The 25,082-nt window shown below is 65.3% G+C and carries 36 protein-coding genes; 13 read left to right on the plus strand and 23 right to left on the minus strand.

Annotated elements, in window-relative coordinates; genetic code table 11:
- Positions 1–8: 8 nt before the first annotated feature.
- The 19 genes from RHOOR92_RS18240 to RHOOR92_RS0101205 form a co-directional block, all read right to left on the minus strand.
- Positions 9–1,208 (minus strand): hypothetical protein, encoded by a 1,200-nt coding sequence (locus RHOOR92_RS18240; protein WP_051281096.1) that lies wholly within the window; start codon positions 1,206–1,208, stop codon positions 9–11.
- Positions 1,205–1,426 carry a hypothetical protein gene (locus tag RHOOR92_RS0101125; protein ID WP_027489345.1) on the minus strand — a complete coding sequence of 74 codons (222 nt, stop codon included), beginning with the start codon at positions 1,424–1,426 and terminating at the stop codon, positions 1,205–1,207. The genes RHOOR92_RS18240 and RHOOR92_RS0101125 overlap by 4 nt, the downstream gene beginning before the upstream one ends.
- A complete protein-coding gene (locus tag RHOOR92_RS0101130) occupies positions 1,423–3,321 on the minus strand; it encodes a hypothetical protein (RefSeq protein WP_027489346.1) in 1,899 nt (632 codons plus the stop codon). Before RHOOR92_RS0101130 ends, RHOOR92_RS0101125 begins: the two co-directional genes overlap by 4 nt.
- Positions 3,312–4,262, minus strand: coding sequence for an ATP-binding protein (locus tag RHOOR92_RS18245; RefSeq protein ID WP_037114636.1), 951 nt, complete (start codon positions 4,260–4,262; stop codon positions 3,312–3,314). Before RHOOR92_RS18245 ends, RHOOR92_RS0101130 begins: the two co-directional genes overlap by 10 nt.
- On the minus strand, positions 4,255–4,779 hold the full coding sequence (locus RHOOR92_RS0101140; RefSeq protein ID WP_027489347.1) for a hypothetical protein: 525 nt from the start codon (positions 4,777–4,779) through the stop codon (positions 4,255–4,257). Before RHOOR92_RS0101140 ends, RHOOR92_RS18245 begins: the two co-directional genes overlap by 8 nt.
- Positions 4,776–4,967: a hypothetical protein gene (locus RHOOR92_RS0101145; protein ID WP_027489348.1), complete on the minus strand. Its 192-nt coding sequence runs from the start codon at positions 4,965–4,967 to the stop codon at positions 4,776–4,778. The genes RHOOR92_RS0101140 and RHOOR92_RS0101145 overlap by 4 nt, the downstream gene beginning before the upstream one ends.
- Entirely contained in the window at positions 4,964–5,677 is a 714-nt protein-coding gene (locus RHOOR92_RS19800) for a hypothetical protein (protein WP_051281098.1), read from the minus strand. Before RHOOR92_RS19800 ends, RHOOR92_RS0101145 begins: the two co-directional genes overlap by 4 nt.
- A complete protein-coding gene (locus tag RHOOR92_RS0101155; RefSeq protein WP_027489349.1) occupies positions 5,670–5,975 on the minus strand; it encodes a hypothetical protein in 306 nt (101 codons plus the stop codon). Before RHOOR92_RS0101155 ends, RHOOR92_RS19800 begins: the two co-directional genes overlap by 8 nt.
- 188 nt (positions 5,976–6,163) lie before the next feature.
- Positions 6,164–6,913, minus strand: a complete 750-nt coding sequence (locus RHOOR92_RS19805; protein WP_051281100.1) for a hypothetical protein — start codon at positions 6,911–6,913, stop codon at positions 6,164–6,166.
- Entirely contained in the window at positions 6,910–8,790 is a 1,881-nt protein-coding gene (locus RHOOR92_RS0101165; protein ID WP_027489350.1) for a ParB/RepB/Spo0J family partition protein, read from the minus strand. Before RHOOR92_RS0101165 ends, RHOOR92_RS19805 begins: the two co-directional genes overlap by 4 nt.
- The gene (locus RHOOR92_RS0101170) at positions 8,787–10,148 is read right to left on the minus strand and encodes an RNA-directed DNA polymerase (RefSeq protein WP_027489351.1); all 1,362 of its coding nucleotides are present in this window, start codon (positions 10,146–10,148) and stop codon (positions 8,787–8,789) included. Before RHOOR92_RS0101170 ends, RHOOR92_RS0101165 begins: the two co-directional genes overlap by 4 nt.
- Positions 10,145–10,588, minus strand: a complete 444-nt coding sequence (locus tag RHOOR92_RS0101175) for a four helix bundle protein (RefSeq protein ID WP_027489352.1) — start codon at positions 10,586–10,588, stop codon at positions 10,145–10,147. The genes RHOOR92_RS0101170 and RHOOR92_RS0101175 overlap by 4 nt, the downstream gene beginning before the upstream one ends.
- 21 nt (positions 10,589–10,609) lie before the next feature.
- The gene (locus RHOOR92_RS0101180; RefSeq protein ID WP_027489353.1) at positions 10,610–11,230 is read right to left on the minus strand and encodes a DUF1566 domain-containing protein; all 621 of its coding nucleotides are present in this window, start codon (positions 11,228–11,230) and stop codon (positions 10,610–10,612) included.
- Positions 11,227–11,421 carry a hypothetical protein gene (locus RHOOR92_RS0101185; RefSeq protein WP_027489354.1) on the minus strand — a complete coding sequence of 65 codons (195 nt, stop codon included), beginning with the start codon at positions 11,419–11,421 and terminating at the stop codon, positions 11,227–11,229. Before RHOOR92_RS0101185 ends, RHOOR92_RS0101180 begins: the two co-directional genes overlap by 4 nt.
- A complete protein-coding gene (locus RHOOR92_RS0101190) occupies positions 11,418–11,690 on the minus strand; it encodes a hypothetical protein (RefSeq protein WP_027489355.1) in 273 nt (90 codons plus the stop codon). The genes RHOOR92_RS0101185 and RHOOR92_RS0101190 overlap by 4 nt, the downstream gene beginning before the upstream one ends.
- On the minus strand, positions 11,687–11,905 hold the full coding sequence (locus RHOOR92_RS18260; protein ID WP_037114641.1) for a hypothetical protein: 219 nt from the start codon (positions 11,903–11,905) through the stop codon (positions 11,687–11,689). Before RHOOR92_RS18260 ends, RHOOR92_RS0101190 begins: the two co-directional genes overlap by 4 nt.
- Entirely contained in the window at positions 11,902–12,207 is a 306-nt protein-coding gene (locus RHOOR92_RS19455) for a hypothetical protein (protein WP_155950184.1), read from the minus strand. Before RHOOR92_RS19455 ends, RHOOR92_RS18260 begins: the two co-directional genes overlap by 4 nt.
- Positions 12,204–12,527 carry a hypothetical protein gene (locus tag RHOOR92_RS0101200; RefSeq protein ID WP_155950185.1) on the minus strand — a complete coding sequence of 108 codons (324 nt, stop codon included), beginning with the start codon at positions 12,525–12,527 and terminating at the stop codon, positions 12,204–12,206. Before RHOOR92_RS0101200 ends, RHOOR92_RS19455 begins: the two co-directional genes overlap by 4 nt.
- Positions 12,528–12,557: 30 nt before the next feature.
- The gene (locus tag RHOOR92_RS0101205; RefSeq protein WP_027489357.1) at positions 12,558–13,013 is read right to left on the minus strand and encodes a hypothetical protein; all 456 of its coding nucleotides are present in this window, start codon (positions 13,011–13,013) and stop codon (positions 12,558–12,560) included.
- Between the two features lie 251 nt (positions 13,014–13,264).
- Here RHOOR92_RS0101205 and RHOOR92_RS19460 point away from each other — a divergent pair, with 251 nt between their 5' ends.
- A complete protein-coding gene (locus tag RHOOR92_RS19460) occupies positions 13,265–13,720 on the plus strand; it encodes a hypothetical protein (protein ID WP_155950186.1) in 456 nt (151 codons plus the stop codon).
- Positions 13,721–13,731: 11 nt separating this feature from the next.
- On the opposite strand, the gene RHOOR92_RS0101215 is transcribed toward RHOOR92_RS19460, so the two are convergent.
- Positions 13,732–14,106 (minus strand): hypothetical protein, encoded by a 375-nt coding sequence (locus RHOOR92_RS0101215; RefSeq protein ID WP_155950187.1) that lies wholly within the window; start codon positions 14,104–14,106, stop codon positions 13,732–13,734.
- 128 nt (positions 14,107–14,234) lie between these two features.
- On the opposite strand from RHOOR92_RS0101215, the gene RHOOR92_RS19095 reads away from it, so the two are divergent.
- Positions 14,235–14,471 carry a YdaS family helix-turn-helix protein gene (locus tag RHOOR92_RS19095; protein WP_037114643.1) on the plus strand — a complete coding sequence of 79 codons (237 nt, stop codon included), beginning with the start codon at positions 14,235–14,237 and terminating at the stop codon, positions 14,469–14,471.
- Between the two features lie 77 nt (positions 14,472–14,548).
- Here the strand turns inward: RHOOR92_RS19095 and RHOOR92_RS0101225 are convergent, their stop codons facing one another.
- Positions 14,549–14,860 (minus strand): hypothetical protein, encoded by a 312-nt coding sequence (locus tag RHOOR92_RS0101225; protein WP_027489359.1) that lies wholly within the window; start codon positions 14,858–14,860, stop codon positions 14,549–14,551.
- Positions 14,861–14,934: 74 nt separating this feature from the next.
- Between RHOOR92_RS0101225 and RHOOR92_RS0101230 the strand changes: the two genes are divergently transcribed.
- On the plus strand, positions 14,935–15,255 hold the full coding sequence (locus tag RHOOR92_RS0101230; RefSeq protein ID WP_027489360.1) for a hypothetical protein: 321 nt from the start codon (positions 14,935–14,937) through the stop codon (positions 15,253–15,255).
- Positions 15,256–15,333: 78 nt separating this feature from the next.
- On the opposite strand, the gene RHOOR92_RS0101235 is transcribed toward RHOOR92_RS0101230, so the two are convergent.
- Both RHOOR92_RS0101235 and RHOOR92_RS19465 read right to left on the minus strand, forming a co-directional pair.
- Entirely contained in the window at positions 15,334–15,561 is a 228-nt protein-coding gene (locus tag RHOOR92_RS0101235; RefSeq protein WP_027489361.1) for a hypothetical protein, read from the minus strand.
- 89 nt (positions 15,562–15,650) lie between these two features.
- Positions 15,651–15,944, minus strand: coding sequence for a hypothetical protein (locus RHOOR92_RS19465; RefSeq protein WP_037114645.1), 294 nt, complete (start codon positions 15,942–15,944; stop codon positions 15,651–15,653).
- 75 nt (positions 15,945–16,019) lie between these two features.
- On the opposite strand from RHOOR92_RS19465, the gene RHOOR92_RS19470 reads away from it, so the two are divergent.
- The 10 genes from RHOOR92_RS19470 (at position 16,020) to RHOOR92_RS18280 (ending at position 25,080) form a co-directional block, all read left to right on the plus strand.
- On the plus strand, positions 16,020–16,394 hold the full coding sequence (locus RHOOR92_RS19470; protein WP_155950188.1) for a hypothetical protein: 375 nt from the start codon (positions 16,020–16,022) through the stop codon (positions 16,392–16,394).
- 35 nt (positions 16,395–16,429) lie between these two features.
- Positions 16,430–16,966 (plus strand): hypothetical protein, encoded by a 537-nt coding sequence (locus tag RHOOR92_RS0101250; protein WP_231378279.1) that lies wholly within the window; start codon positions 16,430–16,432, stop codon positions 16,964–16,966.
- Between the two features lie 70 nt (positions 16,967–17,036).
- Positions 17,037–17,234 (plus strand): hypothetical protein, encoded by a 198-nt coding sequence (locus tag RHOOR92_RS19475; protein WP_027489365.1) that lies wholly within the window; start codon positions 17,037–17,039, stop codon positions 17,232–17,234.
- Positions 17,235–17,373: 139 nt separating this feature from the next.
- Complete coding sequence (locus tag RHOOR92_RS0101260) at positions 17,374–17,598, plus strand: hypothetical protein (protein ID WP_231378280.1); 225 nt, start codon at positions 17,374–17,376, stop codon at positions 17,596–17,598.
- 348 nt (positions 17,599–17,946) lie between these two features.
- A complete protein-coding gene (locus RHOOR92_RS18270; protein WP_231378281.1) occupies positions 17,947–20,253 on the plus strand; it encodes a DUF5906 domain-containing protein in 2,307 nt (768 codons plus the stop codon).
- A 351-nt stretch (positions 20,254–20,604) separates the two neighbouring features.
- The gene (locus tag RHOOR92_RS0101270) at positions 20,605–21,210 is read left to right on the plus strand and encodes a hypothetical protein (RefSeq protein WP_027489367.1); all 606 of its coding nucleotides are present in this window, start codon (positions 20,605–20,607) and stop codon (positions 21,208–21,210) included.
- The gene (locus RHOOR92_RS0101275; RefSeq protein WP_027489368.1) at positions 21,207–21,587 is read left to right on the plus strand and encodes a hypothetical protein; all 381 of its coding nucleotides are present in this window, start codon (positions 21,207–21,209) and stop codon (positions 21,585–21,587) included. The genes RHOOR92_RS0101270 and RHOOR92_RS0101275 overlap by 4 nt, the downstream gene beginning before the upstream one ends.
- A gap of 4 nt (positions 21,588–21,591) precedes the next feature.
- Positions 21,592–23,769: a phage terminase large subunit family protein gene (locus tag RHOOR92_RS18275; RefSeq protein ID WP_081660192.1), complete on the plus strand. Its 2,178-nt coding sequence runs from the start codon at positions 21,592–21,594 to the stop codon at positions 23,767–23,769.
- Positions 23,770–23,779: 10 nt separating this feature from the next.
- A complete protein-coding gene (locus RHOOR92_RS0101285; protein WP_027489369.1) occupies positions 23,780–24,136 on the plus strand; it encodes a hypothetical protein in 357 nt (118 codons plus the stop codon).
- The gene (locus RHOOR92_RS18280) at positions 24,133–25,080 is read left to right on the plus strand and encodes a phosphohydrolase (protein WP_037114650.1); all 948 of its coding nucleotides are present in this window, start codon (positions 24,133–24,135) and stop codon (positions 25,078–25,080) included. Before RHOOR92_RS0101285 ends, RHOOR92_RS18280 begins: the two co-directional genes overlap by 4 nt.
- Positions 25,081–25,082: the final 2 nt, after the last annotated feature.

The raw sequence follows: 25,082 nt of genomic DNA on the forward strand, positions 1-25,082 counted from the left end.
ACAGGCACTTACGGTTCGTCCGGGGTGCCTGTTTTCTTTTGTCCTGAAAATTCTCCTGACAATTCAGGCTGGATCGGCGCATCCACCAGCGGCACTTCATGGTCGTAGCGTTGGCGCATAGCCTCGGTTTTGTGACCACCCGATTTCTTGTCGGTGCTGTCAGTGATGCCGCGGTGTTTCTGGCCATGCAGCGTGAAGCGCTGTTCCTTGGCGATGGTGCCGTCGGCGATGACGCGGCGCATGAGGTTCTGCCAGGCGGTGTCCACGGCGCTCTTGGTGATCGGTGTGCCGTCCTCGGACAGGAAGATGAAGCGATCCTCGGGCCGCAATGGCACCGGCCGGGACTTGTTTCGCTTCCGGGCGAGGATCTTTGCCCGGACTGCCAGGGCCTCAGCCCAGGCCGCGCGCAAGCGGGGAATCCAGCGGGTGATGTTGTCGCGGCTGCCTTTCACGCGGCTGGCCAGCACGCCTTCGTCGGTGGCATGGGCTTCGGTCAGGCGAACGGCTTCGATGCCGCGGAGCCGGCAGAGGTAGGCCAGTTCCATCAGGGGCGCCAGATAGGGTGGACAGCTGCCTTTGGTATGGGGCTTCAGGGCGCCGCCAGCACGGGCGTAGGCGATGACCGCAGCCATGGCGGTATGGTCGGGCATCTTGAACTGGCCACGCTCTGTGGCCTGTCCCACGCCGCGTGCCGGGTTGCTCTTGGCATGGCCGCGCTGCACAGCCCAGGTGAATACCAGGCGCATGTAGCGCAGTACGTGGTTGGCCTTGGCCGGTGTGCCCTCGCGCTCGATGGCGTCTACCAGTCGTTGGATTAGGGCCGTGTCGATTCGGCGGTGTTCCAATTGGACCCAGGTCAAGCCGTTGGCCAGCTTGCGGTCTTTCAGGATCGACTTGCACCAGTTGTAGTCCCGGTGCGATCCGACGCTGAGATTCTTGAACTGAGCGCTGTCGTGGAATTTGTCGAGGATGTAGCCCAGCGTACCGACGGCGTTGCCGGCGCGGGCCTCGGCCAGAGTATGCAGGTCGGAAAGACGTGCATCCGGTCCCGCGATCCGCTTTGCGCGCATCCGGCCATCCTCGTCCGGGTCGCGCACGTACCAGCGACCGTTGCCGGTGCGATCCCAGTAGAAGCCCCGTGGAATGCCCGCCTGGTCGATATGCTTCGGGATGGTGGGGTCGAACTTGCGTTTGCGGCCACGAGTCATAGCACGTCGTCCGGAGAATAGGCCTGATCGTTGGCGGCACCTGTGAGTCCAAGCGCCGCATTGAGCGCATCGACGGTGGTCACGATCCCGCCGGCGCCATCGTAGGTATAACGCAGCCCGATCTTTTTTGCCCACGACTCCACGGTCGCCGGCCGGGGTCTCTTACCCGGCTGGCACAGCTCCTGCAGATCTGAGAACTGGAGGATATGACCGATCAAGTCAGCCTCCTTTCGCTCTGCAACCACTCGGGTGGCGAGGCGCGATGGAAGCGGCAGGTTTTCCAGTAGCGTCGGGCGCGTGCCATGATCGACGTGCGCGCGAAGCGCGCACCAATTCCCTTGGCGGCTTGCCTCGTGCGCACTTCGCCGGCGACACGCCAGTTATTGACCGTGCCGGTACAAACGCCTGCGAGCCGGGCAGCCGCGGCGAGATTGATCCATGCCGATGAGAGTTCCAGCTTTGCTGGCGACTCCTGCTGCGCGGCTATTTTCAACCGCTCGAACATCGGTGCCGTGATGTAGAGCCGCCGGCGATCCCATCGCGCACGCGTGATGCGGATGGTGCCGTCCTTGATGCGATCTTGTACCCACGCTTCGGTCTTGCACACCGCATCGGCTGCTTCAGCGATCGTGCAACCCTGCTGCGAGTGCATGCGCTTGATGACGGCCTGCACGGTGGCCAGCGGAATCAATCCCGCTTGGCGCCAGTGCACGCCGTCCAGCAGTTCGCGCAGCGCTGGCACGGTCACGCCGACCTTCACTGCCGCCTGCGCCTCGGTATAACCGGCGTCCTGGCGCAGTTCGGCCAATTGCTGACGCATGACCAGGCGCTGCCCGGCTGCCCGACGATCCTTGAGTTGACATGCCTCGATGAAGCCCTCGATCTCCTTGCGCGTGAAGTCATACCAGCGCGCGCCGGTGCGGATGGAGATCCAGCAGCCCTTGCCGCTGCCATTGGGACAGCGGCGGGCAATCCAGCGCGTGGCATCGGTTTGCGTGACCCGGAAGCCCTTGCCTTCACGTTGCGCGCGGAGCGCACCATTGCGAATGGCGGTCAGGACATGCTGGCGTGGCTGCCGCGCCTGCTGTGCGACTTCCGCCGCCGTCAGCCCCGGGGCCCATGGCATGGTCAGGTGGCGCTTGGCACCGTGGGCGAGCGACGGGTAGCGCTCGCAGTAATCCGCGAAGTTGCCTGGAGCGCCCGCCAGCCCCCAGATCGTCCTGCAGGTCGGGCAGCTCGCCGGATGCTGGCGATCCGTCCAGCGCGCGTAGGAATGTTTCAGGTTGCCCAGCAGCGGCTTGCCATGCCACGGCATTGGCCGACCCGCGTGGCGATCGGCGATCAATTGGCGCGCAACCTTGGGGTCGATGTACCAGGTGCCGAACCTGCCGCTGTGCACGCCCGGCTTGGCGGGGTTGCAGCGGATGGCGGTGGGGATGTAGCCGGCCTGGGCGAACTCCGGCAGTTTCGAATCACTGCTGATGCCCAACGGCTCGCGGAGGCTGGCCAGGTGGACGTAGCCGGGCGGGGCGATCGCGCGGGTGGACTTCCAGCGCTTCCACTCGGCGTGCGGGATCACGATGAGGCGACCGACGCGATGCGTCTTCAAGCCGCCCTTGGCGCGGATGGCGTTGCGGACGATCTCGACTGAGCCGATCTCGGCACCAGCCTGCTGGATGGTGATACCACCGACCACGTCGCTCGCCTGCATGCCGAGGCGGTTGATGCGTATCTGGACCGATTGCTCATTGCGCACGGCGCTTTCATCGCCAGTGACGCGCCGCAGGCGCTCCGTCAGGATCGCCGAGATCTCCGGCTTGCTCAGGCGGCCGACCAAGCTCGCGAGCAACTCGTCCTCCGGCGGTAGCCATTGGTAAGCGCTGCGGGCGCTGCGCAATGGCGAAGGCCAATCCGCGGCACCAGGCGAGCGACCATGCCAGCGCGCGAACAGGTCGGCGAAGATAGCCACGTCCGACACGCGGGTACGGGCCGCCGACCCGGCTGGTCGGGCCTTGCGCACGGCGGCGATGGGCTGGCCGACAATCGCCGCCAGGTAATGCGCCGAGAAGCCGGCGGGTGCGTTGGCCACGAAGCTTTGCCAGGTCATCGGCATTCGAGCTCGTCCTCCAGCGCGCGGCGACCGGACATGACCTGCTGGGGCGACAGCCCGGCGACGGTTGCCAGCAGGTTGACCACCGGGTCGGTGAGCACCTGCAGGCGCATCGTGGGGATGTCGCGCATGGCGCGGTCCCACTGGCTGAAGGTGGTGGGCAGGGCGGGCTTGATCCTCGGTGCCTCGATGGCCACCTGCTTCATGGCGGCCGCCATCGGCATGCGCACCTTCTCGACGCCGCGCCGGCTGAAGCAGAAGAACTCACCTGGGCCCAGCGCCGCGAGGTCGCGAAACTCGATCTTGGAGGAACGGAACTGAGGCGCCAGCGCCGCCCACGCGGCCGGATCTTCCTGGCAGCCGATCAGGCTGAGGTTCTTGTTGGCGAAGATGTGCCGGTGCAGCGAACCGGTGAAGCTGGTTGCGGTCATGAACAGATCCAGCGCCCGCTTGCGGCCGCGCTGGGCGATTTCGTTCACCAGGTCCGATGCGATGCCCACGTCGTTCTTCCGCTTGCGGCTGGCACTGAACACCTGGCCCTCGTCGACCATGACGAACATGGGCTTGCGGTGCGCGTCGGCGGCATCGAGGATCACTCGCCCGAACGGGATGAACTCCGTGGCATCGCGAGCGGACACGACGACGGTCTTGCGGTCGCGCTTCTCCAGCGCGCGTTTCAGCTCCGGCGCGTCGACGGACTCGCCGTACATCGACTCGATCTCGCCCTCCGGATCCACCAGCACGCTTACCCAACCCTGCTCGGCTAGCTGCTCGCCGATCAGCAGGCCCGCGTTGGTCTTCCCGACGCCGCTGGGGCCGACAGCCACGACGCGCAGGCCGGTGGTAGCGTAGTCCTCGAGGTCGACCAGTTGGCCGCCGAGGTCCAGGTAGGCGTCGGCCAATTCGATGCGCCGGATGACGCGGCGGGAAGTGATGTCAGTCATGGCTGGTCTCCCGTGCGCCAAGCGCGATGTCTTTCAGGCGCAGCTGTTGGGCGGTGGAGAGCGCGAACACCACGGCGAAGTCGTCAATCACCTGCACGTTCACCTGTTCCAGCAGCCCGGCGCGCCGGGCCTTGGCCAGGTATTTGCGCAGGGCAGACCAGTCTCCGGTGTTCACGACGCCGGCGGGCAGGCCCTGGATTTCCGCGTGCAGCTGGTCGAGCGTATAGAGGTTGGCGGCGTCGCCCAGGTCAGCCTGCAGGCGTTCGTTGAGGAGCGCGAGCAGCTGTAGCGGGGCCATGTAGCCGTATACCTTGCGGATCAGCGCCTTCTCGGCAGTGGTGAACCCACGGGGCGCACCGATGGATCCACCAGAGGCGGAAACCGGCCCGAGGCGGCGCGCGGCCGGATGCTGCCGACAATCGCCGCAGATGGCGCGCGTGAAGTCGTCACGCGGGTTGTCGTGCGATAGGCGCACGGTGCAGAGGCGGCACTTCAGCGGGGCGGGCTGGGCGTTCATGCGGACACCTCGGCCTGCGGTGGAGTGAGGCTTTCGGTGGCGTCGGTCGGGACCACCAGCGACCATTTCTCGCGCCATGCCCGATCGAGCCAGACACGCCGCTTTTGCGGGCGTTGCTTGAGCCCCGCGTTGGCCGCGTAAGACACGGCGTCGTTCCAACTGCGAAACCATAATGTCTTGGTGCTCATGCCAGCGCCTGCGGATGCTGGACGCTGCCGGCGTACTCGTAGCGGTCGAGGCTGGCTAGGAAGCGTAGGGCCATGGCTGCGGTCTGCACGGCTTCGTTGCGCACGTCGCCCGGGCCATTCTTGTGCGGCTCGTACGTCGCCTGCATCACGGCCTTGGTCAGCTCGCCGAATTCCTCGCCGAGCACGCCAATGGCGTGCAGGGGATCATTCGGCCAGGTGGGGAACTTGGCCGTGGCGCGGTCGATCTCGACCAGCACTTCGAGCAGAAGGTCGGAGGTCGGGTGCATGTTGCAAACGGCCAGCGCCGCTCGTACGCCCTCGCGGATCGAGGCATCCAGTACGGCCGTGGCTGGTACGCCATCGGGGGCGGTTTCCATGGCCATGCGGGCAATGCTGGCGACCTTGTAGGCGTGCACGGCGTGATCCAGAAACGCCATCGGTTGCGCGATCGAGTCGGGAGGCAGGTGTTGCCAGGTCGGCCGGATACGTTCGCTGGCATTATGTTCGCCGAGCCATAACGCGCCTTCGGAAGGGCGGTCATTGGAGTAGGCATAGAGCCCGGCGGGCGCGTCGGGCTGGTCGGGCCAGTGGCGTGCAGGGAAGTACTCGACGGTGAGCGTGCCGTTCTCGCCGCCGAAGATCTCCAGCAGCGATTCGACCTGGCCGAGGGTGAACTGCAGCGAGGGGCGCGGCGAAGTCTGCTCAGTCATGGGACAGACCCTTGGCGCCAGCGGCGTCGGCATCCGGCGGCAATACCACGCGACGACTTGTGTGCTGCTCCCATTCCGCCCTGGCGGCGAAGTCGCCGAGCATGGCGTGGATGCGGTCAAGGCACTGGTCCGCGGCCTCGAGCATGTTGGGGAGCAGATCGCTGCCAACCTTGAATGATGCGCCGGCGGCGGCCACGTGCATCTGCACAGTGCACCACCAGCGGCCATCGTCCATTTGATGCAGGGATACGCGCCCGTGCCGCGTCATCAGCGACAGCGTGGTCTGAAGGTCACACATGATCATGCCTCCTTGCCAGCGTGGCGCGCCGCTTAGCGGCGCACGCTTGGCACACTTTCCGACCGCGGATGATCATTGGCGTGCCGGTGGCCCAGTGCGCGGACGAACTACAGTGGAATTTGCCAGTGGCTTGCTCGGCCGCGGCGGTGAGGCGGCGGTCTTCGCGTTGCTGGCGCGTGGGTATGTGTTTACTCATACTCATGGCCGTCATCGTTGGGCGTGCTGTCGGCGAACTTGACCAGGCGGTAATCGACTATCTCGGTGAAGTCGCTGCCTTCCGGAGCGGGCCGACGGGAGCCTTCTCGCTCCACGCATTTGCCAATGACTGTGCCGTAGCAAATCTGCGGAGGTTCATCCGGCCAGCCGCCGTCAGCGGCTTCATCGGTTGCCTCGTCAAGCATTCGCTGTGCGTTCGTGCGCGCATCGGCCAGCGTGGCATACAGGTTAAAATCACCCATCGCTGGATCGGCCGCAAAATATCTTCCGGGCAGCACCTCCACTTGGTTCTGTGAGCGCGTCGGAAGAATGCCTTCGCCACGCTGATGCAGGAACATGCAGAAGTTCGCCACGTCTCTCGGGTCGCCTTTCTCGACGTGCGCGCGCAGCATGTCGGATAGCCGCTGGTGCATGTCCGGCTCATCGTTGCTCCAGCCGCCGCGACCCTTGTCGCGGGCGGCGGAGAGCTTCAACTTCAGCGCGCGGGCGAACCGGTCGACAGCCACGTCATCGGGGTGGGGTAGTGCCGGTTCGCCCATGAGCATGGGGCCGTTGACTTCCCTCGCGAGAGCTCCGACCAGGCGCTCGATGGTGTCTTCTGCTAGGCCGAGTGCGTGCGAGAGATGCTCGATGTCAGCCTGGCGAGCATCACGCCCATCCTGATCGTCGGGATAGTGGTCTTGCCGTAGGCGGTGGACGGCGTTGTTGAGGTCGGTGCTCATTTTGCACCCGCCTTCGCCGGCTTCTGCGCGGGCGCTTTCTTGGCGGCGACTTTCTTCGTCGCGGCCTTGGTTTTGGACTTGGCCGGCGCAGCCGGTTTCTTCGGCGCGGGCTTCTTTTTCGCCGGCGCCTTCGTCTTCGGTTTCGACTTGGCCGGCTGACCGGTCGCGGCACCGGTGGTATATCCGGGCCCGCGCAGCGGTTTCGGAAGCCAGCCAACTGGCAGCAGCCCGATCGTTGCGTGCGGCAGCTGATCCTTCTTGAGATTCGCCAGGGACGCGGCGGCGGTCTCGCCGGCGGCTTCGGTCACCATGGCGATGATGACGGCCTTGGGCAGCGTGGCCAGCCATTCCTCGGTGGGTTTCCAGTGCGCCGCAAGGTCGACCTGAGCGGCCATGGCCAGATCCACAACGCTTTGCTTGGCGTCGGCGCTGATGTCGACCACGTCGAGCTCACGCGCAGCCAGGAACGCGAGCAGCTTGGCGATGAAATCGAAATCCTGCAGGAGCAGGAACGCGCGCAAGTCGGCCTTCTTCTTGGGCAACCGATCGCGCCAATCGGCTTCAATGGCTTCGAAGCGCTGGCCGGCCGGCGACTGCTCCATGGCGACCCGGATGCCGCCGTTCATGCGACCGCTGGCATCGCGCGTGACGTGCACCCATCGGCGCTGGGCGGAGCCGTAGTCGATGCTGTAGTCGTAGAGCTCGCGGCCGGCCAGCTCCGCCGCCAGCAGCGCCAGCGCGGTGCGTGGCAGCCCGGCGACCTCCGGCCGCAGGATACCGGTGGCTTCCGCCTGCAGGCGTTGGATCGCGGCGAAGGACAGCTCACCAGGCACGTTGATCTTCTTGCCGCCGCTCTTGACCTCAACTTCGCCGGCAGCCGCTGCCGCTGCCTTGCGATCCTGCGGCCGCACTAGGCCGCGCTTGATCTCGGTCTGGCCGTTGAAGCCGATAGTGACGATCACGCCGGCGGCGGCCTTGGACTCGGCAGTCCAGGTTTCTTTGCTGCCCTTGTACGTGGGGTAGATCTTGCCGAAGGCGCGTTCGTCGCTGTAGTCGAAGTCCGTGCGTGCCTCCGCCCAGAGCCAACCTTCCTTGGTGGCGATTTTCTCGGCGGTGCGTTCCAGCCTTGCTTGGGCGAGAGTGGCCAGCAGCTCGGCGTCCTGCATGAATGCTTCTTCGCCGAACAGGTCGCGGCGAATGGACCCTCCGGCCGTTTCGTAGGCGTCGAGGCCGACGAATTTGCCCAGGCGTGACTCAGTGCTGGTTTCCTGCGCGGTGATCTGGTTTCGCAGGCGCTCCGGCTCGCGCTGCCAGGCGTTCTTTGCACCGTTCCAGATGCGCGCCTGCATGGCTTGGTCGTCGGTGAGCGCCAACGCCATCATCTGTTCCAGGGTCGCGTTGCCGGCGCGGTAGTCGGCGAGGATATCGGGCGCGACGTGGGCCAGCTTCAGTCGCTGCTTGACGAACAATTCGGGCTGGCCGAAGCGTGCGCTGATCTCGCCGACGGTCAGGCCGTCTTGCACCAGCCTGGCGAAGGCGTCGAACTCGTCGGCCGGATGCATCGCGTGGCGGATGACGTTCTCGGCCAACGACGCTTCCGCCAAGCTGCGTTCGTCATCAGCGGCCAGGACTTGGCAGGGCATGGGCCAGTCGGTAGCGATGTGGCCAGCCTGCGCGAGATGTAGCAGTGCGCGCAGCCGGCGGTTGCCCGCCTCGACCACGTAGGTGTCATCACCGGCCGACGACACAGTCAGGTTCTGCAGCAGGCCGTGGGCATGAATGCTCGCGGCGAGCGCGTCGATGGATGCGCCGCCAGTCTTGCGGACGTTGCGAGGCGACGGATACAGGTGGTCAAGCTGAATGCTCTGGATGCTCATGGCGCGTAGTTGCTCCTGATCGAGACATGCCTGCCCTGCAGGCGATGGGAAAAGCGGCGCGGTTGCGCGGCGGTGGCGATCCACGGGAAGCGCTGCTCAAGCCGACGGCAAAGGCGATGGGTGGCGGCGTGCTTCAGGTGGCCGGTGTAGCTGGCCAGCACGGTGCGAATACGGTCGAAGTCGGCGGGGGTGCCACGCAGGCAACCGCCGCGCACGTGGGCGGATTCCCAATCGGCAAGGGCCTGGCGCAGATGGGCAACGACGCGCCGGCGCGCCAGCATGTGCGTGGGGAAAATGACGTAGCCAAGGAAGTCGAGCCCGGCGCTCAGCGGCCGCAGTTTGACGTCCGCCTTCAGTTGCAGGTCGAGCTCGCTGGCCAAGAACGCTTCGATCTCCTGCTGCCACCGGATCAGCTGCTCGCGATCGTGATGGAACAGCACGAAGTCATCGACGTAGCGCAGATACCGCTTGGCCTTCAGCCTGTGCTTGACGAACTGGTCGAGCGCGTCCAGGTAGATGTTCGAAAAGAACTGGCTGGACAGGTTGCCTACCGGAAGGCCGCATCGCGGCCGCGCATGGCAGAGCCGCTTGTGGGGCGGCACCAGAGCCAATTGGGCCGGCGTCGCTCGTTCGCGCACGCCGGCGCGCAGCGGGTTGCCGCGCAGCAGTGCGTGCGTGACCGCAATGATCGGCGGCGGCAGTCCTGCGCGGAGCAGCACTGGCTTCACCATCGCCCAGAGCTTGTCCCGGCGGATGGAAATGAAGAAGTTGGCGATGTCGAGCTGCAGGTAGTAGCCGCCGCCCTGGCCGGAGTGGACTTGCCGTACGCATGCCTGGGCATAACGCACGGCGGCATGGCTGCCTTTGCCCTTGCGGTTGGCATAGCTGTGCGCGTAGAAGCGGCGCTCGTAGATGGCTTCGAGCGGCGGCACGACCAGGTGGTGGACGACGCGATCGCGAAACGGCGGTGCGTGGATCTCGCGCGCCTTGGGCCTGGTCGCTACAAAGGTGGTGGTGGGGCCGGGCGACCAACTGCCGGCGTCGAGTTCGGCCTGCAGATCCAGCAGGCCGTCGATGAAATGCGCGTCGAAGGCAAGTTTGTCGTAGCTGGGTTTCTTGCCGCGACGCGCGGCCATGTAGGCATCGTAGAGGGGGCGCAACTGCACACCCTCGGCACCCTGAAACTCACGGGCACGCCGGCACGCGAGACCGAACCCGCTGCTGTCGCGGCGGAGGTTGCCCACGCCGCCGCCGTGGAGAAGGACGCTGAAGGCGGAACCCGAAGACCAGGGAGCCGCGTCCCCGCGCACTTGCGACCCTGCCGCGCAGGCCTGTAGCGGATAGCGCGGCGTCGTCATGTGTTGGCCCCCGATCGGGCGGCGCGGGTACTCAGTTTCTTGCCACGCTGTGCGGAGGCCTCAGCCTGCACATTCTGGGCATTGGGGTGCGTTTCCAGGCTTCGCTTCCAGCCGCCGGCCTGCTTGCCGATCGCGCCGGCACGCACCATCAGTCGCTCGAATTGCGCGAAGGACTGATAGGCGCGCACCAGTTTGCAGACCTGCAGGCGGTCCTTCAGGTCGTCGACGGCGTCGACCAGCTTATCGGCGTAGAAGCGCCGCTGGTCCTGACGCTGCCAGGTACGGGTCGCGCACCGCATCACCGTTTCGGCCTGAAGCCGCAACGCGGCGCCCGACTGGTAGCGGTGGTAGCGGGGAAACTTACGCACGACCTGCTCGATGTCCGCGCACAGGTTGCGCGCGGCATCGACAATGGGCGGCGGCTGAAAGCGTGAGGTCATGTCAGCTGAGCCAAAGGCCGATTACTGACGGGCACGCCGGCACGCGAGACCGAACCCGCTGAAGCTGCGGAGGAGGCCGTCCACGAAGCCGAGGCGGAGATTGACGAGGAAGGCGGAACCCGAAGACCAGGGAGCCGCGGTGCTGGTCCAATACCAGTCGCTCAGCGGCAGGTTGGGGAAGAGGTTCTTGTCCGCCGCGGGTTCGTGATATCGGCGGTCGATGACGTGCCGTTCGTAGACTTTGTCCGGCGCCAGCATCCAATTGTTGTGGCCGAGCAGCTGCAGGGCTTTGCCGGCTTCTTCTGCGGCCTGCTGCGTTTCAAGGGGGCGGCCGTCTTTCGAAAGTGCTTTGACCGCGATCATCCAGCCGGTGGCCGGAAACAGGACGGCCATGTGGTCGGTGCGGGGATCGGCGGCTGGCACTTCGGTGCCATCGGCCAGGATCTTCAGCGGTGCGGCTTCGTCGTCATGCGTGGAGCGTTCGGCAACGGCGAGGGCGCCCGCCACGGGAGTGGCCGGCAAATGGGCGAGGCTATGGATCGGGTTGGAATCAAGCCGGACGATCAGGTCGCCGGCTACGTGGATGAACGGAATGCCGGGTGTTGTCGTGATCGCTTCCGGTTGCGGCGCAGCCTGGTTCATGGGGTATCTCCTTGGGCGTGGTTGAAACGGCGGATGTGCTCCAGCAGCTCGGTGGGGCACTGGGAGTCGGGAAGGTCGTGGAGGAATCGTTCGGCCTGGGCCAGCAGCTCGCTGGCCGTCCGCAACGTGCGCTTGGCGCGACGCAACGCACGCGCATAGTCCTTGGGCGACGGCAGCGGCTTGATGCTCATCGCCGCGTTGCCTTGGTCTGGTCGGTGTCTTGCAATAGCCGCGCGGCGTCGAGCCCTTCCCGCGTGAGCGTCATGGCGCTCGGGAAGCCTGGGTTGTCGAACTCGAACAGGCCGTCGCGTTCCAGCTGGTTGGCGCAGCGCCGCGATATGGGCGCGACCTGTGTCGGCTTGCTGGAAACGAAACCGCCACGGGTGCGGCGAAGGGTGTGCGCGGGCGTGTTCAGGGCGGCCATGAGCGCCGCCCGCACGGTGGGCGTATAAGCGGTCATGCGGCACCACCAATGGCATGCTCGACGACGCGGCTGAGATAGTCCGGATCATGTGCGGCCAGCCACAATGCAGCGGCGAAGAACGCCAGCCAGATGGTCGCGATGACAGTGATCTGCCGGCGCGACAGTCGCGGCGGCGTAGTCGGGGGGCGATGCGCGCGAGCGGCAGCGAGACGGCGGCGCTGGGCGATGGTGGGGCGGAGCTGGCCGTTCATGGCAACCACCCGGCCCAGTGCGCAAGCACGAACAGCGTGACCGCGATGGCGATCGGAGTCAGGAACGTGGTGGCGTCTTTCCAGGCGGACCGCGCCTGCCGCGTAGGCGACTGGCGAACGGGAGTGACGTCTTTCATCGGCATCTTCGCGCCGGCACGGAATTGGCTGCGTGGCGTGGCGAGCCGCCTGTATCGTGCTTCCCGTGCTGCTTCGGCGGCATGGCGTGCCGCGAGCATTCGCTCGAGCCGTGCCTGGGCTTGGCGATCGTGGGTAGCCTGATCGTCCGTGCAATGGGTGGTCATGGACGCATCACCCTCGCGAGCAGGGCGCGGGCGGCAACGTATTCCTTGTGCCACCGCTGGCCTGGCGTGGGTTCGCCATCCCACTCGTCGATGTTCTCGACGAATGCCTGGACGAGCGAGAGCATCGCGGGAGCTTCCGCGATGAACTGGGCATCGGCGACGGCATCCTCTGACTGGCAATGCGCGATGACGCGCTTGCCGAGTACTGTGCTCGGATCGTCCACCAGCACGGTGGTGGCGCCGGCAAGCGGCGCGTCGATCCAGGACTCCGCACGCCATTCACCGGGCGTATGTGTGGCATGAGTGGTCGAACTGGCCATGTCGGCGATCTCCGTCAGCAAAGGAGCCAATTACTGACGGGCACGCCGGCACGCGAGACCGAACCCGCTGCTGTCGCGGCGGAGGAAGCCCACGCCGCCGCCGAGGAGAAGGACGCTGAAGGCGGAACCCGAAGACCAGGGAGCCGCGGTGCCGGTCCAGTACCAGTCGTCGGTGGGCAGGTCGGGGAAGAGATTGGTGTCGACGGCGGGTGCGTAGCGATCGTGCTTCAGCACATGACGCAGCCAGACCTCATCGAGTGGCGCATTGAACCAGTCGTTGAAGCCGAGCAAGTGCAACTGCCTGGCATCAGCGTCCACGGCGTCGGCGTTTGCATGCGCCTCGCCATCGGCGTTCGTCAGCGCGTCGCGCGCCACCATCCAGCCGGTATCCGGAAAGAGAATGGCGACGTGGTCGGTGCGGGGATCGGTGGCCGGCACCTCGGTGCCGTCGGCCAGGACTTTCAGCGGGGTGGTGCTGGTGTTCATCGGCGCTCTCCAGTGAGTGGAGGGCGCCGGCGGGTCGTCTGCGGGCCTGCAGGGGTTCAGGCCATAGCGTGCCGGTCAGGGGTTCCGGCGGGTTGGCGACCCGCCGGTCGCCCGCCCCGGATGGCCGGGGCGGATTGGATTGCAAACTATCTTGCAAACAAAGTCAACAAGTTTTTTTGCATTCCTGGGCGAACGCGCCACATCGCTATACTGGAGATGGCTCGCCAGCGTGGAATAACAGGGGAGGTTATATGGCTCTGATCAATTGTCGCGAGTGCGGCAAGCAGGTCGCATCCAGTGCGAAGATTTGCCCGCATTGCGGGATCACAACGCCGAATAAAAGTTCAGTTCAGGGTGCGCTGATCGGGAAGCTTTTGATCGCTGGCTTGTTCGGTTGGGCCGTGTACTCGTGTTCGCAGACGGCCAACAATGGCAATCCATCAACAGCCGGCGACGGGCATCTGGATGCGCTATATCTGTGCCAGCAGGCGATCAGGCAAGTAGCGAAAAATCCATCATCAGCGCATGTTCCTTATGCGACGGATCGAGGCACGGCGGCCGAACATTATTTCGCGTGGCCTAAGGGCTCCGGATTGACGATGATGAATGCGTTCGGCGCGAACCTGGACACCAGCGCCTCATGCATCACGACAGCAGACGGCAAGACGATCACTAGTCTGACGGTCGACGGCAAGACGATTCTCTGACGCAGAATTGGTCAGGTGCGATGCTTGCGTGCTATCGGCCGACCAGTTCGCGCGGCGTGGATCAGTGTGAGAGCGGCTTTCTGCACGTCGTCATTGCACTGACGATAGGCGTCGATCAAACGTTGCTCATCGGGGGTGAGCAGCGGTAGATAGGCATGCACGCCGCCTTCCTCGACGCGAGGCACTGATCGCGCACTGTTGTTCGGACCGTAATGTGGCATGCCAGATTGCCAGGCGCGAAGCTCCTCCACCGTCTTGCCGAAAGCGCAGGCAAGTTCGATGAGGTAGCGCGGTCGCGTATTCGGCTTGGCTTCGAGCTGCTGCAGATGCTGGTGCTGCACCTTTGGGGCCCCGCAACGCCTCACATTGGCGGCGAGTTCCTGCAACGTCCATCCGTTGGCCGCCCGAAGAGCCGCTATGTTTTCGCCTAGCGGGTTCATGCAAAACATTTTGCATTGTTGACTGACAAAAATGCTTGCATTACTGTTGCAAGAAATCTTGCAAGGTTCAGGTAATGTCTGCGCTCGAGAAGGCCATCACAATTTGCGGCTCGCAGAGCGAGCTTGCACGTCGAATCGGCGGCAAGGTCCGCACTGGGCATATTCATTATTGGCTCCGGAACAAAGTGCCGGCCGACCGGTGCGCGGACATCGAACACGCCACGGCCGGCCAGGTCACGCGCCACGACCTGCGTCCCGACGTCTTCGGCGACGCAAGCGCTGCCGGTCGGCAGGAGATGGCCCATGGCTGACACGAACCTGCGCGTTATCTCTGTGCTTGATCCAGCCACCGTGGATGGCTTCTTGGACGCCTCGGCAGGTGAGGCAATTATTGCCCGTCGAATCCTTGACCGATCAGCCGCGACAGCGAAGCCATGGTCACCTGAAACGTCTGGCGATATGCCTGTTCGTCGAAGATCGACTTTCCCATCTCGCTGTCGATCAGCTCTGGCGCAACGGCTTGCCATTTGTCGTGCATTTCTGCGCGGTCGGGGTGGGCGGCAATGAGTACGTCCACCGCGTATTCCAGCGCTTTGGTTTTGCCCATTAGCATGGCGATGGCCGTGCTGTGCAGGTCGATCTGGGTCGCAACGAAGTCCAGGAAGTCCGGGCTGGATGTATCGACGGATTTCAACGGCATGCGGATCTCCGATGTGATGATGGGTTGGTATCGACCAGTTTATCGGCCGGCCGGCATTTTCGCGGTGGCAGCCCATGGATGACCTGCTGCCAGGCGAGCTCGAATCCGCGGCCGCAAGTGTGCAGGGCGGGGTCGTCATCTGCGGCTACGGCTACGTGATTGGTGAGGTGCCGACTCCCACGCCCGCGCAGCACGCGGAGCTGATCGCGATGTCCCGGAAACTGGGCCGCTACCTGGATGAAGCCGAAGTGCGGTCAGTCCTGTGCGCTGACACGGCGAAGTCGATGCTAGTGACTTGTCCCGTCGCGACCCTCCTTGCGGAAGAACTCCCCGATGCCGAATACGTCGGCGCCCGTGAAAGCCGGTCCACCGGAGAAACCTCGTGCAACGACTGATCGAACGCGCACGCATCGCCGTGCGCGATTGGCTCAACGCACCCACAGCGGCCGAGCGCGCTGCAATGCTGTCGAGACTCAAGGCGCTGAAGGAATCGTATCCAGCACGTTCTCGACAAGGCACTGCAACGCCGTGCTCGATGCGAGCTTTGGCGGCGGCGAATCGAGCATCTCCTGCAGCGTCGCCCGAATATCCGGTAGATGTGGAGATGCCTCGATGAGCATGGGCAGGATGTTCTCCAGCATATATTCCAAGGCGGCCAGGCGCTCGGCCGCGTTCTCCAGCGTGACGGTTGTCGGCTCCATGTCGGTCTCCGGTAGTGGTGGCGGGTGGGCACCCCCATCCTACCGGCAGGCCGGCGCCTTCCAGAGCGGGGTGGCCTGAGGTGCGGATCTCAATGGTCGCCCACAATTTCCCGGTATGCAGCTTCGTTGGCGAAGTCCAGCAGTGCCTGGGTGTTGACGTCTCGGCCGGTATGCCGACACCAGGCAACGAAGTCAGCGGATCGAGCCTTGGCTTTGATGGCCCGGACGCCCTGGTGCTTGAGGCGTTCGAATCCCTTGTTCGCAGCGGCTTCCCATTCGCCGAAAGTCGCGTGCCAGTTGCGGTCGGGGAGGACTGAGCGAAATGCCTCGTAATCGTCTTCCTCAAACCATGCCATGCCAATGGCTTGAACAGATTGCTGCATCGCCGGTCTCCGGTAGTGGTGGTGGGTTGGCACTCCCATCCTACCGGCAGGCCGGCGCCTTCGCGGAGGTGGCCCATGGCTGACCATGCCGCGCCACGCATGAAGGTGGTGAATGTATTGTCCGAGAGTGAGCTGCTGGCGGCGTTTTCGAACACCGCGGGTGAGCGCATCATTCTTCGGCATGTTTTGCGTCCAGTGCCGCGCTCAGTCGATGACACGGCCGTGTTCCTCTGGTGGATCTTCGCCGCGCTGTTGCTCGGGTTCGCCCTGCAGGCTTTCGCCGCGGGTTGGTGGGCCGTCCAGGTCGAACAGCACTGCGGCGATACGGCCGGCGCCGCGCCGCGCGTCGTAGTGGCGCAATGCGCTGAACCGGAAAAACCGGCGGGCAGGGAAGGGCAGCACGTGGTTCATGGCGCGCAGCATGCCGGCGCGCAAGGCGGTGGCGCATGAAGCCTGTGCCTCATTTCCTGCCGCCGCTGCAGAACGTGATCTACGGCTACACCCGCCGCGTATTCGACGAGACCGCGATGAATGCGCAGTCGTTTGCCATGTCGCTGGCGGACAAGTACCTGGCGCTGACGGCGCCCGATGTGCGCACCGTGCCGTTCCGGCTCGGCGACGATCTGGCAGCCGATATGCGCAACAACGCGCAGATCCTGCGTCGCTACATGGACGGCACGGTCAAAGTGCTGCCTGCCGACCTGATCGATGCTTGGGTGCTGTCACTGCCAGAACCTTTCCGCGCCGAGTGCGAGCGCGATCTTTCGCGGCGGCGCGGGTTGCTGCCGGTGAGGATGGTGATGGCCGATGGGCCTGCGCGTGCGGTTGGCCTGGCCGAGTTGGCGTCGGAGTTCGGCCAGCTGCTCGAGGCCATCGCGCCGGCGCTGGCTGATGGCCGCGTCGACGTGGCGGATCTGCCATTTGCGCGACGCATCCTCGACCAATCGGACGATCTGATTTGCGCGGTGCTGGCGGTGCGTCGCCAGGTGCAGGCGATCCTGCCGGAGGTCAGCGCGACATGAACCAGCCTAACGATGTGACGCTGGTGGTAATCGCCCGTCCGCCAGCCTTCCATGCTGAGACGCCGCAGCCATGCACGCGCGGGAACGCCTGACGCGATGGCCACGACGTCTGCAGCCGTCGGCGACGGCACGTGCCGCGATCGCCACCATTCAACGCATGCTGGTTTCCGGCTGCACGGCCGAGGAAGTAGCGCAGGCCCGCGCCCAACTGGACGCGATGAACAAGGCGCCTCGGCAGGGTGCGTTGCCGCTCAAGGTGCGCACGTGACACAGCGGGGTGGGCGTTGACAGTTAGTTATTGCCTGGGCGCTGCGCTGCAGCGCCTGTCGAGGATTCCATGCACCCAGCACGATGCCGAGATTGCTCAGCTGCCGGAGACCTGCAGTCACGCCGACTGCACCACCGGCATGGGCTGTCGCGCCTACATCGCCTCGATGCTCGCGCAGGAACTGAGGCGCCGCGAGTGCGAGGCGAGGGGTTGGCTGCGCCGCGGCTATACCCGCAAGGTCAAGGTCGAAGCGCTCATGGAGAAGATTGCTGCGCAGCGCGGACAAGCGGCCGCGGAAGCACTCCGGCAAGACATGCGCGAACAGTGGGCGCGGCGTGTCGAATGGTTGGAGCCAGCCGAATGATGCGCCCCCAAACGCGCTCGTTACCCCGCTCCCCGGGTGATGCGAATGCGGCGCCCACGATGGCGCGGGGCGCGGCCGCCGTGGCGTGTCGTTCAGGTTATTCAGGTTCGGCCGGGCATGGGTCCTCCCCCTGGGGCGGCCTATGCGGGTCGCACAGCCGCAATTCCTGTGTAGTTAGTGTCGTCGTGGGTTACTGAAATGGCAGGCCCCACAAACTATGACGACGTGCTCCGCCAGCTCGAGGATGCTGGCCTCGTCGTTCCTCCTGGCGATCGCCTGCGCATCGGCACACACAAGCCCGTACGCGTAGCTGTTCGTGATGGGGGTCGCGAGAAGCGCGGGTGGTACTTGCTCAAGGAATGGTCGCCCAGCGTCGACCGCTCGCTGATCGTCGGCGCCTACGGGGTATGGCGCGGCAACAGCAACGGTGCGCAGAAGGTCACGCTACCCAGCGACGACACCGGCCGCATCACGCCCGAGCAACGCGACGCCATGCGCCGCATGTGGGCGGAAGCAGAGAAGTCAGCCGAGCGGCAGCGCAAACATGAAGCCGCCGTCGCCGCCAACACCGCGATGAAGGCCTGGGGCCGGCTATTGCCGGATGGCGATTCGCCATACCTGCAGCGCAAGGGCGTGCCTGGATACGGCCTGAAGTACACGAAGAACGGCACCGCGGTAGTGCCGCTCATTGACACCGCAGGCAAGATCCACGGCCTTCAGTTCCTTCGAACCGACGCCCAGGCCCGCGAGGGCAAGCGGCCGGTGAAAGAGTTCTGGCCAGCTGGCTGCGAGAAGAAGAACCACTACCACCTCCTGGGACATCAGCCGCACTGGATCGTGCTGATCGCCGAGGGATACGCCACGGCGGCGACCTTGCACGCCGCAACGGGATATCCGGTTGCGTGCGCTTTCGATGCCGGCAACCTGAAGGCTGTAGCCGAGCAACTGCACCGGCGATACAAGCGCGCGAAGATCCTGGTCTGCGCGGATGACGACGCCCTGGGCAAGTGCCAACAGAAGGACTGCCAGGCCCGCATCGTTCTGCCATTGCACCCGGTGGATTGCCCCACGTGCGGTAAGCCTCACCTATACCGCAACGCCGGCGTCGAGGGCGCCAGTGCCGCGGCCATGTCAGTGGGTGGCGAATGGTTGTTGCCAGCGTTCGCGCTGGAAGACGAGCGCAGGGCGGCATATCTCGATCGCGGCGCGAAGGATTCCGACTTCAACGACGTCCATGCTGCGGAAGGCCTGGCCGTGGTCGGCGCCCAGGTGGCCGCCCGTCTCTCGGATCTGCGCTGGGCGCCTCCGGCATTGCGCGCCGTTTCATCCTCCGCACCCGGGGGGAAGGGCGCCAAGCTGCGTCCGATCCAGACGCTCGATGAACTGCTCGAGCGCTATTCGCTGGTTTACGGTGGAGGCGGCGCGGTGTTCGATGCGCAGGAACACTGTCTGCTGCCCATCAGCGACATGAAGAACGCCTGCGTGCGGCCCGAACTGCACAAGGCCTGGATGGAGCATGCGGACCGCGACATCGTGCGCATGATGGAAGTGGGCTTCGATCCGCCGTGCGCCGACCCAGCCGTCACTTGCAACCTTTGGGGTGGCTGGCCGACCGAGCCAAAAGCTGGCAAGTGCGATCGCGTGCTCGACCTCCTCGCCTATTTGTGCAGCGAAGAGCGCAACAGCCACGCGCTGTATCAGTGGGTGCTGCGCTGGTGCGCGTACCCGATCCAGCATCCTGGCGCCAAGATGAAATCCACCATCGTCGTACACGGTGGGCAGGGCGCCGGCAAGAATTTGTTCTTCGAAACGATCATGGCGATCTACGGCCAGTACGGTTCGATCCTCGACCAGAATGCCCTGGTCGACAAACACAACGACTGGGCCAGCCGCAAGCTGTTCCTGATCGCCGACGAAGTGGTCGCGCAGGCGCACCGCTATGAGCAGAAGAACCTGCTCAAGGTCCTAGTCACCGGCCAGCGCATCCGTATCAACCCGAAGCACATCGCCGCCTACGACGAAGTCAACCATCTCAACCTGGTGTTCCTCTCGAACGAGTCGATGCCGGTCGTGCTGGAAGAAGACGATCGCCGCCACTGCATCATCTGGACGCCACCGAAGAAAGACCCCGCCTACTACAAAGCCATCATGGACGAGCTGGCTAATGGCGGCATCGCCGCGCTGCATGACTACCTCTTGCACCTCGACCTCGGCGACTTCAATCCAGGCGTGCTTCCCCCCGACACCGAAGCGAAGCGCGATCTCGTCAAGCTCGCACAGGACAGCCCGGTGGATTTCGTCGATGCGCTGATCGCGCTCGAGATCCCGCCGCTCAAGCCCATGCCGGGGCTGACCGAAGACTGGTTCCGCGTCTACGGAAACTGGTGCGCGAACCAGGGCGTCCGACCGGCGTCGATCAAGCGGTTCGTGAATCTGCTCGACAAGCGTCGCGGCGTCAAAGCACAGCGCAAAGGGCACCGCAAGCTGCAGACCCTCTCCAATCCGCTCTCGACACTGATGTTCGGCCAGCGCCCGCCTGAAGGTGCGGTCGAGTCCGACTGGCTCGGGGAGCAAATCACGGCCATGCGAAACCGCGCGGGCGACTACAAGGCCGGCCAGACCGACGGTCCCACCTGGGAAGAGGGGGACTTCTGATGCTCGCGACCTCCACTTTGCGGCCTTTGCCCGCAAACCTGCGGGCAAGTTTGCTGGCAAGAATGGCTCTGCGACTGGCCTTCTGCGGCATTGCGGCCTATCGAGCGCCCGCCCGCGCGAGGGGTGGCGCCACGACCCTGCGTCCGCTCGCGCGCATACATGCGCGCACACGAGGCACGTGCCCGCAGACGCCGCAAAGCCGCAGACACGCAGTCGTGGTGCGGGTTTGCGGATTCGCGCTCCCCGCAAACCTGCCCGCAGATACGCGCTGTCGCCGCAGACTGCCCGCGCTCGCGCGCGCATTTCTCTCTTCTTTCGAAACTCTGAAAAAAAAGGAAGAGGGTGAAGTCCATGGCTGACCTGCCGGAAACCGAAGGCTTTCGCGAGTTCGCGTCCCGGCTGGGCTGCAAGCCAGGTTACGTGACGGCGCTTCGCCAGGCCGGCCGCCTGGTGCTCACGGAAGATGGCCGCCGCGTGCGCGTAGCCGAATCCCTGCAGCTCATCGCCTCCACGCGTGACCCGGCGAAAGAGGGCGTGCGCGCCCGGCATGCCGCCGCCCGCGGTCCCGCTTCGGCGGCGGCGCCGATAGCGCCGCCGGCTGACGACGGCGCTATCCCGGACGCGGATTCACCGGCGTTTCCGGTCGATCCCCTTTCCCTCCGTCGATCCCGGGCACAGGCCGAGCGCGAAGAGGCCCTGGCGCGCAAGGCGCTACGCGACGAACAGCTCGAAATGGGCGGCCTCATGCAGCGCGACGAAGTCGTGGCCAGCGCCGCGGACGCGATCGTCCAACTGCGCAGCCGTCTGGAGTTGCTGCCTGCCGTCCTGGCGCCCCAACTGGCCGCCACCGACGACGAAGACGTCGTGCGGCAGAAACTCCGCGACGGCATCGAGCAGGCGCTCGAAGAGCTCGCACGCAAATTCACATCCATCGGCAAGAGCGAGGCGTCAGCATGAATCAGCAGTGTCAAACAACCGACCTGGGCGATGGTCTCGTCTCGGTCACCTTCCTGCGCGGAACCTCGGCCGGCGAGGCGGGCTGGTGGTGTATCCGGCGCGGCAGGAACTTCGACTACCATGACCTCAGCTTCTACAGTGCGAAAGACCATCCGCGCTGGTCATTCCAGGCGAGCTCGCTGCCCACGCCGAAGCACGCCGCCGCGGCGGTGCACTTGACCTTCTGCGATGCCACCGGCGAAGGCCTGGCCTGTCCCAAGGCGGATCGGGAAAGCGTCCGCGTAGCGGGTCGCATGGATGGCGACGGGATCGTCTACGTCGTCACCGTGAAGCGCTCACGCACCGAGCGTGTCTCCCTCGCCGCCGGCGGGCAGTAAAACCTTGAGCGCTGCCTACGCCGTCGCCCGAACCGAGATCGCCCGCGCGGTGGCTCGTGCCATCGCACCGCGCAAGCTCCTGCGCGTCAGCGAATGGGCTGCGGCGAAGCGGCGGCTGTCGCGAAAAGGCAGCGCCATCCCCGGCGCCTGGGACAACAGCCGCAACCCGCTGCAAGTCGAGGTGATGGATTGCTTCAGCGCGCGCAGCCCCGTGCATGAAGCCGTCGCGCTTTTCCCGATCCAGTTCGGCAAAAGCGAAATCGAGACGAACATCCTCGGTTACACGATGGAAGAAAACCCGCAGCCGATCATGGTGACGCTGCCGGGCGAAGTGTCGATGAACAAGTGGATCGACCAGAAGCTCAATCCGCTGATCGACGAAACCCCTTCGGTGCAGCGTGTGCTCACCAGCATCGCCAGCCGCGAATCCAGCAACCGGCGAAGCTTCAAGGATTTCCAGGGTGGCCAGCTCTATATCGAGCACGCCGGCAACCCCGTGCGCCTCAAGTCCACCGCGGTCGGGCTGCTGCTGGTCGACGAGTTCTCCAGTTTCGCCAGCGCGCTGAAAAGCGGCGACGACCCCGATGCCATGCTCGATGGCCGCACCTCGGCCTTCCCCAGCACCTACAAGCGCTTCAAGGTCGGCACGCCGGAGATCCTCGGCCTGTGTCGCCTGACCGCGCTATGGGCGAAATCCGACCAGCGCCACTGGCTCTGGCCGTGCCCAGACTGCGGCCACGAGCAGTCCTTCGAATGGAGCGGGCTGCACTGGACGCCCGACGGCAAGCGCTGCTGGTACGGCTGCCGCGAGTGCGGCGTCGTCATCGAGGAACACCAGAAGACCGACCTCATCGCCCGCGGCCGATGGGTGCCGACCTACCCAGACCGGAAGATCCGCGGCTATCACGCCAACTGCCTGTACTACCCCATGGGCTTGGGCCCGCGCTGGGTCGACCTGGTCGGCATGTGGCTCGATGCCCAGGGCGATCCCGCCAAGCTGAAAACCTTCATCAACGACCGTCTCGCCGAAGCCTGGGAAGACCCTTCCCTGCGCAAGGTCAAGGTCAACCTCATCCGCGATCGCCGCGAGCTGTATCGCCTGCGCACGGCGCCGCGCGGGGTGCTGGCCCTCACCGCCGGGGTGGATACCCAGGACGATCGCCTGGCCGTCACCATTCTCGGCTGGGGCCGCGGCATGACGTGTTGGGTGCTGGATTACGTCGAGCTAGCGGGCGACCCCGGCGAGGACGAGGTCTGGGCGAAGCTCACCGACCTGCTCAACCGCCCGCTGGCCCACGAACTGGGTGGCTGGCTGCGCATCGAAGCCACTGCCATCGACGCGGGCGGCCACCGCACCGAACACGTCAAGCACTTCGTTCGATCGCGTCGCGTGCTTCGGCCCATGTGTATCTTCGGCGCGGTACCCAACAACGCGCCGGTGATCAACCGACCCAAGCTGGAAGACGTCAACTACAAAGGCAAGCTCGACAAGAAGGGCGTGCACATCTATCACGTGGGCACGGTAGGCGTGAAGCACTGGCTGTTCCAGCGCCTGTCCAGCGATGCCGACGCCGCGCCCGAGGCACGCCTCATCCACCTCTCCGAAGACTTGGATGATTTCTACCTGGACGGCCTAGTCAGTGAAACCTTCAACCCGCGCAAGGGCCGCTTCGAAAAGAACCGCAGCAGTGTCCGCAACGAACCGCTGGACACCTTCGTCTACGCCTACGCGGCCGCGCACCACCATGAGCTGCGCCTGCATCGGTTGAGCCTGGCCGACTGGGCGGCGCGCGAGGCGCGCCTGATGGAACGGGCGCAGCAGGGCGCGTCGGTCTTACCGGAACCGCCAGCCATAGCGGGTGATTCCCGTGAAACATATATCGGGCTCCGGGGCATGCCGGTACGCCAGGCGATCGACGAGATCCTCTGCCAGATCGATCGCGAGCCCATGTCCACCATCGACGGCGATCGCCTTGACCAGTGGCGCCGCGCGACAGGCGGCCTGGCTGATGAAGTCGCCGTGCTCGGCGCGCTCACCGACCAGCTCGGTGAACCCGGCTCACCCATCGTTGCCTTGCTCGATGCCGCCCTGGTGCAACGCGCCCGCGAAGTGCTGCGCGGCCCCAGTCAACCCCTTACGCATCGCCCAGCCCGTGGCACCCGTCACGCCGGCCTGAAATAGGAGATCCGCCATGCCCGACCCGCACGACCCGAAACAGCAGCTCCAGTGTTGGGCCAGCGCCTACGGCGGCGACCAGCTGGCCAGGACCGGCTACGCCGGCGCCGAGGCGTTGGCGGGCACGGCGCCGCGCTGCGTCGATCCCGAAGCCGATCGCGTCGAGCGCATCGTCCAACGCATGGAAAGCCAGGGCCGCTGGCGCGAAGCCCGCGTGCTGCGCGCCGAATATTTCATGGCCGGCCTGCCGGAAAGCGAACGCCTGCAGCGCCTGTCGCGCATCGGCGTGTCCATCGGCAGGTCTGCGTATTACGCCTACCTCAAGTCCGCCATCGCCTTCGTCGAAGGGGCGCTCACCGGAGAACCCGCATGAATCCTGTTGCACAGCCACTCGTCATCTACCACGCCAACTGCGCCGACGGCTTCACCGCGGCTTGGGCCGTCTGGCGCCGCTTTGGCGCCGGTGCCGTCTACATGCCCGCCGCGTATCAGTCGCCACCGCCCGATGTCGCCGGGCGCGATGTCATCCTGGTCGACTTCAGCTACAGCCCGGACGTGCTGCGCGCCATAGCCTTGACCGCCCGGTCGATCCTGCTGCTCGATCATCACAAAAGCGCGGAAGCGGATGTTCCACGGGAATCTCGCACGGGGCCGGAATACCTCACCTGTGCGCGCATCGATGCGCCCGAGCGGACCGCTCCACGCAACTGGGAACAGATCCAGGCCTGCGTCGAAATGGACCGCTGCGAAAACATCGGCCGCTCCGTCGTCTATGCACTGTTCGACATGAACCGCAGCGGCGCCGGCATTGCCTGGGACTTCTTCCACCCCGGCGTGGCACGTCCCGCCCTGGTCAATCATGTGGAGGATCGCGACCTGTGGCGCTTCGCGTTGCCGGGCACCCGCGAGATCAGCGCGACGCTTTTCAGCTACCCATACCGATTCGACGTGTGGGACGTGCTCGCCCGTGCCCCGGCGGATTTGCTCCAGCTCCAAGGCGAAGCCATCGAACGCAAACACCACAAGGACGTGGCCGAACTCGTCGACCTGTGCAAACGTCGCATGACGATCGCCGGCCATGACGTGCCGGTGGCCAGCCTTCCGCACACCCTCACCAGCGATGCGGGCGAACGGATGGCCGCGGGCGAGCCTTTCGCTGCGTGCTACTGGGACACCTCCGACATGCGGGTCTTCAGCTTGCGCTCCGCTGCTGACGGCCTCGATGTATCCGCGATCGCCGCGCAATTCGGCGGTGGTGGCCATGCGAATGCCGCTGGCTTCCGGGTGCCACGCGATCATGCATTGGCGAGGGCTTGATC

The sequence above is a fragment of the Rhodanobacter sp. OR92 genome, from assembly GCF_000427545.1.
In the GTDB taxonomy this organism is placed as follows: domain Bacteria; phylum Pseudomonadota; class Gammaproteobacteria; order Xanthomonadales; family Rhodanobacteraceae; genus Rhodanobacter; species Rhodanobacter denitrificans.

Bases quoted from the DNA above. Each gene is read 5' to 3' on its own strand.
- RHOOR92_RS18240 (WP_051281096.1), bottom strand. From the start codon at position 1,208: ATGACTCGTGGCCGCAAACGCAAGTTCGACCCCACCATCCCGAAGCAT.
- RHOOR92_RS0101130 (WP_027489346.1), bottom strand. From the start codon at position 3,321: ATGCCGATGACCTGGCAAAGCTTCGTGGCCAACGCACCCGCCGGCTTC.
- RHOOR92_RS18245 (WP_037114636.1), bottom strand. From the start codon at position 4,262: ATGACTGACATCACTTCCCGCCGCGTCATCCGGCGCATCGAATTGGCC.
- RHOOR92_RS0101140 (WP_027489347.1), bottom strand. From the start codon at position 4,779: ATGAACGCCCAGCCCGCCCCGCTGAAGTGCCGCCTCTGCACCGTGCGC.
- RHOOR92_RS0101145 (WP_027489348.1), bottom strand. From the start codon at position 4,967: ATGAGCACCAAGACATTATGGTTTCGCAGTTGGAACGACGCCGTGTCT.
- RHOOR92_RS19800 (WP_051281098.1), bottom strand. From the start codon at position 5,677: ATGACTGAGCAGACTTCGCCGCGCCCCTCGCTGCAGTTCACCCTCGGC.
- RHOOR92_RS0101155 (WP_027489349.1), bottom strand. From the start codon at position 5,975: ATGTGTGACCTTCAGACCACGCTGTCGCTGATGACGCGGCACGGGCGC.
- RHOOR92_RS19805 (WP_051281100.1), bottom strand. From the start codon at position 6,913: ATGAGCACCGACCTCAACAACGCCGTCCACCGCCTACGGCAAGACCAC.
- RHOOR92_RS0101165 (WP_027489350.1), bottom strand. From the start codon at position 8,790: ATGAGCATCCAGAGCATTCAGCTTGACCACCTGTATCCGTCGCCTCGC.
- RHOOR92_RS0101170 (WP_027489351.1), bottom strand. From the start codon at position 10,148: ATGACGACGCCGCGCTATCCGCTACAGGCCTGCGCGGCAGGGTCGCAA.
- RHOOR92_RS0101175 (WP_027489352.1), bottom strand. From the start codon at position 10,588: ATGACCTCACGCTTTCAGCCGCCGCCCATTGTCGATGCCGCGCGCAAC.
- RHOOR92_RS0101180 (WP_027489353.1), bottom strand. From the start codon at position 11,230: ATGAACCAGGCTGCGCCGCAACCGGAAGCGATCACGACAACACCCGGC.
- RHOOR92_RS0101185 (WP_027489354.1), bottom strand. From the start codon at position 11,421: ATGAGCATCAAGCCGCTGCCGTCGCCCAAGGACTATGCGCGTGCGTTG.
- RHOOR92_RS0101190 (WP_027489355.1), bottom strand. From the start codon at position 11,690: ATGACCGCTTATACGCCCACCGTGCGGGCGGCGCTCATGGCCGCCCTG.
- RHOOR92_RS18260 (WP_037114641.1), bottom strand. From the start codon at position 11,905: ATGAACGGCCAGCTCCGCCCCACCATCGCCCAGCGCCGCCGTCTCGCT.
- RHOOR92_RS19455 (WP_155950184.1), bottom strand. From the start codon at position 12,207: ATGACCACCCATTGCACGGACGATCAGGCTACCCACGATCGCCAAGCC.
- RHOOR92_RS0101200 (WP_155950185.1), bottom strand. From the start codon at position 12,527: ATGGCCAGTTCGACCACTCATGCCACACATACGCCCGGTGAATGGCGT.
- RHOOR92_RS0101205 (WP_027489357.1), bottom strand. From the start codon at position 13,013: ATGAACACCAGCACCACCCCGCTGAAAGTCCTGGCCGACGGCACCGAG.
- RHOOR92_RS19460 (WP_155950186.1), top strand. From the start codon at position 13,265: ATGGCTCTGATCAATTGTCGCGAGTGCGGCAAGCAGGTCGCATCCAGT.
- RHOOR92_RS19095 (WP_037114643.1), top strand. From the start codon at position 14,235: ATGTCTGCGCTCGAGAAGGCCATCACAATTTGCGGCTCGCAGAGCGAG.
- RHOOR92_RS0101225 (WP_027489359.1), bottom strand. From the start codon at position 14,860: ATGCCGTTGAAATCCGTCGATACATCCAGCCCGGACTTCCTGGACTTC.
- RHOOR92_RS0101230 (WP_027489360.1), top strand. From the start codon at position 14,935: ATGGATGACCTGCTGCCAGGCGAGCTCGAATCCGCGGCCGCAAGTGTG.
- RHOOR92_RS0101235 (WP_027489361.1), bottom strand. From the start codon at position 15,561: ATGGAGCCGACAACCGTCACGCTGGAGAACGCGGCCGAGCGCCTGGCC.
- RHOOR92_RS19465 (WP_037114645.1), bottom strand. From the start codon at position 15,944: ATGCAGCAATCTGTTCAAGCCATTGGCATGGCATGGTTTGAGGAAGAC.
- RHOOR92_RS19470 (WP_155950188.1), top strand. From the start codon at position 16,020: ATGGCTGACCATGCCGCGCCACGCATGAAGGTGGTGAATGTATTGTCC.
- RHOOR92_RS19475 (WP_027489365.1), top strand. From the start codon at position 17,037: ATGCACGCGCGGGAACGCCTGACGCGATGGCCACGACGTCTGCAGCCG.
- RHOOR92_RS0101260 (WP_231378280.1), top strand. From the start codon at position 17,374: ATGGGCTGTCGCGCCTACATCGCCTCGATGCTCGCGCAGGAACTGAGG.
- RHOOR92_RS0101270 (WP_027489367.1), top strand. From the start codon at position 20,605: ATGGCTGACCTGCCGGAAACCGAAGGCTTTCGCGAGTTCGCGTCCCGG.
- RHOOR92_RS0101275 (WP_027489368.1), top strand. From the start codon at position 21,207: ATGAATCAGCAGTGTCAAACAACCGACCTGGGCGATGGTCTCGTCTCG.
- RHOOR92_RS0101285 (WP_027489369.1), top strand. From the start codon at position 23,780: ATGCCCGACCCGCACGACCCGAAACAGCAGCTCCAGTGTTGGGCCAGC.
- RHOOR92_RS18280 (WP_037114650.1), top strand. From the start codon at position 24,133: ATGAATCCTGTTGCACAGCCACTCGTCATCTACCACGCCAACTGCGCC.